The organism is Archangium violaceum Cb vi76, from assembly GCF_000733295.1.
In the GTDB taxonomy this organism is placed as follows: domain Bacteria; phylum Myxococcota; class Myxococcia; order Myxococcales; family Myxococcaceae; genus Archangium; species Archangium violaceum.
Genome location: NZ_JPMI01000122.1, coordinates 20,757 through 27,176 on the forward strand (window position 1 = coordinate 20,757; position 6,420 = coordinate 27,176).

The 6,420-nt window shown below is 69.3% G+C and carries 7 protein-coding genes; 2 read left to right on the plus strand and 5 right to left on the minus strand.

Annotated features, from left to right (window positions below):
* Nucleotides 1-6: 6 nt before the first annotated feature.
* The 3 genes from lepB to Q664_RS18290 form a co-directional block, all read right to left on the minus strand.
* Nucleotides 7-684 carry a signal peptidase I gene (gene lepB, locus Q664_RS18280; protein ID WP_052518312.1) on the minus strand — a complete coding sequence of 226 codons (678 nt, stop codon included), beginning with the start codon at nt 682-684 and terminating at the stop codon, nt 7-9.
* A 147-nt stretch (nt 685-831) separates the two neighbouring features.
* Nucleotides 832-1,635: a hypothetical protein gene (locus tag Q664_RS18285; RefSeq protein ID WP_075207462.1), complete on the minus strand. Its 804-nt coding sequence runs from the start codon at nt 1,633-1,635 to the stop codon at nt 832-834.
* A 25-nt stretch (nt 1,636-1,660) separates the two neighbouring features.
* Nucleotides 1,661-2,449 (minus strand): hypothetical protein, encoded by a 789-nt coding sequence (locus Q664_RS18290; RefSeq protein WP_043396878.1) that lies wholly within the window; start codon nt 2,447-2,449, stop codon nt 1,661-1,663.
* Nucleotides 2,450-3,000: 551 nt separating this feature from the next.
* Here Q664_RS18290 and Q664_RS18295 point away from each other — a divergent pair.
* Complete coding sequence (locus tag Q664_RS18295) at nt 3,001-4,086, plus strand: cyclic nucleotide-binding domain-containing protein (RefSeq protein ID WP_052518313.1); 1,086 nt, start codon at nt 3,001-3,003, stop codon at nt 4,084-4,086.
* A gap of 1 nt (nt 4,087) precedes the next feature.
* Here the strand turns inward: Q664_RS18295 and Q664_RS18300 are convergent, their stop codons facing one another.
* Complete coding sequence (locus Q664_RS18300) at nt 4,088-5,035, minus strand: NAD-dependent epimerase/dehydratase family protein (protein WP_043396880.1); 948 nt, start codon at nt 5,033-5,035, stop codon at nt 4,088-4,090.
* Between the two features lie 82 nt (nt 5,036-5,117).
* Nucleotides 5,118-6,005: a hypothetical protein gene (locus Q664_RS18305; RefSeq protein ID WP_043396883.1), complete on the minus strand. Its 888-nt coding sequence runs from the start codon at nt 6,003-6,005 to the stop codon at nt 5,118-5,120.
* An 89-nt stretch (nt 6,006-6,094) separates the two neighbouring features.
* Here Q664_RS18305 and Q664_RS18310 point away from each other — a divergent pair.
* On the plus strand, nt 6,095-6,420 hold a 326-nt coding region (locus tag Q664_RS18310), incomplete at its 3' end, for an energy transducer TonB (protein WP_152622185.1).

Below are 6,420 nucleotides of genomic sequence, written 5' to 3' on the forward strand. Positions count from 1 at the left end.
GTTCCTCTAACGCGTGAGGCGTGGGTCCACGCGGGTGCCCTCATCCGTGCTCATCGGAATCCACCAGCGCTCGCCACCGGACAGCCCCTCGCGCGAGCTGTAGAGCACCGCCGCCACGCGGCCCAGCAGGTTCTCGCGCGGCAGCAGTCCCCAGACGCGGCTGTCCGCCGAGTTGCCCCGGTGATCCCCCAGCACCAGGTAGTGCCGCGGCGGAATTACCATCTCGTCCATTTCCGGCCCCTGGTACGGCTCGGGATGCAGCGCGTGCTTTGCTCCCGGTAGCAGTTCCAGCCGCGCGCCATCCATGGTCTCCTCCTGCTCCACCCGCTGGCCGTTGAGCACGAGCGCCTCGCCGTCGAAGGCGATGCGGTCCCCCGGCAGTCCCACCAGCCGCTTCACCATCACCTTGCCGTCAATGGGCGAGTCGAAGACGACGACATCTCCCCGCTGGGGCTCCGACTCGGTGAGCCACGTGTGGGTGAGGGGGATGCGCAGCCCGTAGGCCCGCTTGTCCACCGCCAGATGGTCCTTGATGGCGAGCGTCGGCTCCATGGAGCCGGAGGGCACGTGGTAGTGGTCCGCGAAGCTGGCGCGGCCCACGAACAGCACGCCCAGCGCGATGACATCCAACAGGTACAGCTTCCACCTGGGGCGTTGGTGCTTCGTGTCGGCAGCGGAACCCATGGCGTTCTCCTCGGCGGGGCTTTCATTGTACGCCCGATGGGTCCGGCCATTGCACCGCATGGCCATACTCCCCGGGTCTACCAAGCAGGGTGGGTGGACGGCCTACCCTTCCGAGGCATTTCAGCGTTGGTACTCCGGCTGCGCCCCCTACTGCAGACCCAGCTCATGGTCCCAGTCATAGAGCTTCTCGAGCAACTCCGACGTGCACGCACCGGACACGCGCTCGAAGGAGGGCGTGTCGAGCATGGTCAGGCGCTCACGTTGGAAGGCGGGGTCGGCCAACACCTGCCGGTGCTTCAGGTCATGCCCGGCGGCAAGGGCCCGGGGCATCTGCCGGAGAATCGCCTCGAGGCAGTCTTCCCGCGTTGCCCGCTCCATGCGCTTCGCCGCACTCTCCAGACGCGCACGCACCGGGCCTTCCAACTCCGGGCTCCACGCGTCCATGGCCCAGCCACAGGAGTCCACCATCAACTCCTCCAGGGTCTGGGCTGCCCCCGGTTTCTTGAAAAGATAGCGCGCGCACTCGAGGGGGTCCCAGAATCGCAGCACCGCCTCCAGGCGTCGCGCCGTGCGTTCCGCGCTCACCGCGCCCATCCGCGCGAGCGTAAAGAACAGCGCGCCCCAGGCCGTCTCCAGAAAGGATGCCTCATAGGCATCTCTCACGGACGACGAGTCCTCCCAATCCAGCGCTTCCCACACATCTCGCAAGACCTCGGACACCATGTACAGGCGCCAGACCGGGCGCTCATGTTGGATGTCCACCACCCCTTGCACTACCACCACTTCACCCAGGGGTACTTCCAGCAACTGCCGGGGGGAGGGGAAGGCACCCTCCTTCCGGTACTGCTCGGCGCACCGTAGCCCCTCCCGCTTCACCTTCTGCTGAACCGAGCGGTAGGTGCCATGCAGGAAGGAGGGGAGTTGCAATGAAGCGGTTTTTCCGGGCGACATGGTTCCGTCCTAACAAACCGGATCCTCAGTGAGAAAGGGGCATGCTCGCGGCAGCGGGCACCTGGGCCGGCGGCGCGGTGGGCGCGGGCCGTGTCGGAAAGGGGATGACTTGTCCACCCCCCTGGGCGGGCGGTTGCCGCGCTCCGGTGCTCGTGCCCAGCTGGCCCATGAGCGCCCCCCAGAGCACCACCCTCGCGGTCTCGCCGACGAGGTCGATGACAAGGCCCATGGCTCCGCTGACGGTGGCGAGCTTCTCGCGCCGGCTGATCATGTCTTGCACTGCTTTTTCCACCCACCCGCCATACTGGTGCAGCTCCTCCACCGATAGGTCCGTCCACTGCCCGGCCTCGTACGCCGCCGCCTCGGACTCGAGGCGTTGCTGGCTGCGCGTCCATCGGTAGAGGGTGACTCCCGGTTCGGAGGTCCGCCACTCCAGCCGCCAGATGTATTGCCCCCGTGCGAAGCGAATCAGGATTTCGCCGTGGAAGTCCGTGCCACCCGTGAAGTGCCTGCCGATCAGGATGGTCCGGTTCAGTGCGGTCAGGTAGGTGCTCGCCTCCGCGCGACCTTCCAGAAGGCCTTGCTCGTGCCAGGGTTTGATCTCGAAGAGCACCCGGCGTGTGATGTCCGTGATGTCCGGACGCAACTGGCGCTCGTCCGGCAGCAGGAGGGACGCCCTTCCAATGCTTGTCTCGCCAATGATGGCGGCGATGGGCTCCTTGTTGTAGTAGGCCCGGGTGTCCGGGTAATGGACGCTGTACATATAGGCAATCAACCGGTGGGATGCGCCGCCGAGGAAGAGCTGCCAGGGCATGCGCGAGTCCGGATTGCGTCCGGGGACGTTGTAGCCCTGAACCGTCGGCCCGGAGGCCTGCCCACCCGCTGTGGGCCCGGTGGTTTCCGCCACCACTGCTGGCCCCCCGTTCATCGCCGTGAAGGTTCGTGGTGACGGAGCGGGAACCCGCGGTGAGCGAAAGCGTACTGCCACCGGGCTCCACATGGGCGAGGGTCCACCCGTGGTGGTTGTGCACCCAGCCAGCAGCGTGACGAACACCAGGACGGCCCCATGCCTCGTGGCCTGGGACATGGACCGACACCAGACCGCGGCATTCATGGGCAACGCTCTCCCCTGCTCCATCTCACGGAGCCAGGGAGCAGCAGAACCCAGATGATGGGGCATGACCATGGCCGCTCCGGTGTGGTTCTCCGCCCGCTCCTGCCCGCCGCCGTCGGGTCCACGACAGCGATGCCCCCCTGCTCTCCCGGTCGCCGTGACCGTGAGAGCCGCTCGCCGTGGCTTTGCCCGGGGCCGTCCATGCGAGCGCGGCTGCACGCTTCCAGGGCCTGTGGCATACAGAGGGGGCCATGTCCGACCCCCTCCACGTCCGGCTCGAACAGCTCAAGGCCCTCGGCCGTACTCCCGAGGCGCTCGCCACCGCCGAGGCCCTCGCCTCCGAGCTGGCCAGGCAGGGCCAGCCGCTGCGTGCCATCGCCGTGTGCCGGGTCCTCCTCCAACTCGAGCCGGCCCACACGCGCACCCCGGAGCTGCTCGCGGACCTCTACGCGAAGCCCGGCGCCTCGCGCGCCTCCGCTCCCACCCCGGGCGCCAGTGCCCTGCCGCGCGTGCCCCTCTTCTCGGAGCTCGCCCGCGAGCCCTTCATGGCCCTCGTCGGCGTGGTGGAGCCGCGCTCCTTCGCGCCCGGACAGCCCCTCATCACCGAGGGCGAGACGGGCCGCTCCTCCTTCGTCCTCGTCGAGGGCAAGGTGGACGTGGTGCGCAAGATGGATGGGGGCGAGCCGCGCACCCTGTCCTCGCTGAAAGAGGGGGAGTTCTTCGGGGAGATCGCCCTCGTCTCCGAGAGCCCCCGGCTCGCCAGCGTGGTGGCCTCCCAGCACGTCCTGGCGCTCGAGCTCCACCGCACGCGCGTGGATCGCATCGCCTTCAAGTACGCCTCCGTCGGCGACACCGTACAGGCCTTCTACCGCGAGCGGCTGCTGGCCAACGTCCTGCGCAGCCACCCCGTCTTCTCCGCGCTCGCCCCCGCGCAGCGGGAGGCGCTGTCCCACATCTTCGAGCTGCGCACGGTGGAGGCCGGGCGCGTCCTCATCGAGCAGGGGCAGCGGGGTGACGCCCTGTATCTGCTGCTCAGCGGCCAGTGCACGCCGCTGTTCCGCCGCCCCGACGGCCAGGAGACCGCCTTCCCCCCGCTGCGCGAGGGCGATGTCTTCGGCGAAATCTCCCTGCTGCTCGGCCAGCCCGCCACCGCCACGGTGCGCGCGCAGACGCCCTGCCACGTGCTCCGGCTGGGCCGCGAGCCCTTCGAGCAGTACCTCTCCAGCCAGCCCGGCATCCGCGCCGCCCTCATGCGCCTGGGCACGGAGCGGCTCCTGCACATCTCCAAGCTGCTCGCCGGCGGCCGGGCCGTGCACGAGGGCGACTCGCGCGTCTGACTCAGCTCCCCCCCCGCGCCGCCAGCCACTGCCGCACCAGCGCGGGCACGCCTTCGCGGATGGTGGGGTAGTGGAACTGGAAGCCCGTGCCATGCAGGCGCGCGTTGGACAGCCGCGCCTCGCTCGTCAGCGAGTCCGTCAGCACCGGCCCCAGCAACAGCCGGCACAGCCACCGGGGCACCAGCACCTTCCGGTACGAGACGCCCAGCGCCTCGGCGGCCACCCGCGTCAGGTCCCCGAAGGTCGCGGGTTGATCATCCACCACGAAGTAGCGCCGCCCCACCTCGCCGTGCTCCAGCAGGTGCAGCAGCGCCCGCGCGCAGTCGTCCACGTGGATGGGAGACATCTGCAGCGTGAGCGTCTCCTTCATGCCGAAGAGGCGCCGGCCCGCCTTCAGCGGCACCAGCGCGTACTCCACGAACCAGGAGCCCAGCCCGTACACCGAGCCGGGATAGGCCTCCACCAGCGGCAGCCCGCGCTCCAGGTGCCGCGGCAGGGACTCGATGGCGGGCGCGATGTACGGGCCCCACCCCGTGGGCCTCGGCGTGGCGTCCTCCGTCACCACCCGGGAGCCCTGGTCCCCGTAGTAGCTGGTTCCCCCCACGTAGAGCACCCGCTTCACCGTGCCCGGCTTCAGCGAGTCCAGCAGCAGCGAGTCCATGCGCAACCGCTGCTCCCGGTAGGCCAGGGCCCGCTGGTGCGTCACCCGGGCCCCGAAGGTGAGCGGCTGCGCGAGGTGCACCACCTCGTCGCTCGCCGCCGCCTCCTGCTGCCAGGGTCCCGGCGTGAGCAGATCTCCCTCCACCACCGAGACACCCTCGTGCTTCCACCGCTCGGCGGCCCGCGCATTCCGGGTGAGCACCCGCACCCGGTAGCCCGCCTCCAGCGCCAGCGAGACGAACCGCGTGCCGATGAACCCCGTGCCACCCGTGACGAAGAGACGCTTCACCGTGAGTCCTCCACTCCCTTTCCCCCTCGGGTGAACGCTTAGCGCACCCGGGCACATGGCGGAAGGCTCACCCGGTGCCTCCTCAGTGGGCGACGGTGCAGACACCCCCTCCGTTGAGGTGCGCCTGATCCACGACGCTCTGGGTGACGAATTCCTGGAGCGTCCGCACCGTGTAGGCGCCTGGCTCGTAGACGACCGGCTTGCCCTCGGCATCCTTCAGCTCGCCCCCGTCCGGGCCCCGCAGATCCAACAGCCGCTGCCCGGCCAGCCCCTCCGGGGTGATGACCCGCTCCGCGTCCGCCGCGGCGGCGAAGGCGTCGAAGCGCAACTCCACCCCCCGGTGCGTCCCGAGCCGGTCATAGAACATGTGCTCGGCGTGGATGGTGACCTCGGCCTCCGCCACCGAGCTCTCCGGCACGACGATTCCCAGTGTCCCGTCCACCCCGTTCACGCAGTCCACCATCCGCGCCTCCACCGGGAAGCCCATGCGGAACGTGTAGACGCCCACGCCCCCCTTCACCGCCACCCCCTCCACCCAGTAGCTGTAGCCACGCTCGCGCATCATCCGCAGGTCCTCCGCCGAGGCGCCGCCGTCCGGCAGCGTCGTGTCCTCCCCCGGCGGGCTCACCCGGAAGCCCACGCTCCAGCGCCCCGCGGTCAGCCCCTTCAGCTCCGTGAGCGGAATGTCCCCCTTCTGCACGTCCACCAGCACGTGCCCTCCCGAGGTCCGCGTCTCGCCCGTGGCCGAGGTGAGCGTGAAGTCCCCCAGCGACACCAGGTACTTCGTGAACTGCACCGACCAGCCGTCCTGGAAGAGGTGGCTCGGATAGCCCCGTTGGGTTCCATCTCCTCCACTCATCGTCACGCGGACGTCGCCTTCGGCCACCGGCTCGCACGACGCACCCATCAGCGCCACCCCCACCCACACCGCGCACCACGGCATCCTGGATTTCGATTCCTGGAAACTCATGTATCAAGGAAGTATTTGTAACCATGTTGCAAGTCAAGCGGAGGGTGGTGTATCCCTCCGGCCATCCCCGAGCGAGGTCTTCACCCTTGATGTGGATTTCCAGTCTGGTGCTCCTCCTGCTGAGCGCCACGGCCGAAGCCCCCGTGTCTCCCCCCGTCCCCGTGGAGGCCGCCCCTCCCGTCATGCCCGCGGACGCGCCCACCCTGGAGGCTCCCGTCTCGGTGCTGCTGCGCCTCACCATCGACGAGGCCGGCGAGGTGTCTCGCGTGGATGTGCGTGAGTCGGCCGGGGCCGTGTTCGACCGGGCCGCCATGGCTGCCGCACTGCGCTGGAGATTTCAGCCCGCACGGCGCGGGGAATCGCCCATCGAGGTCCAGGCCGATGTTCCGGTTACCTTTACTCCCGCGGCAGACCC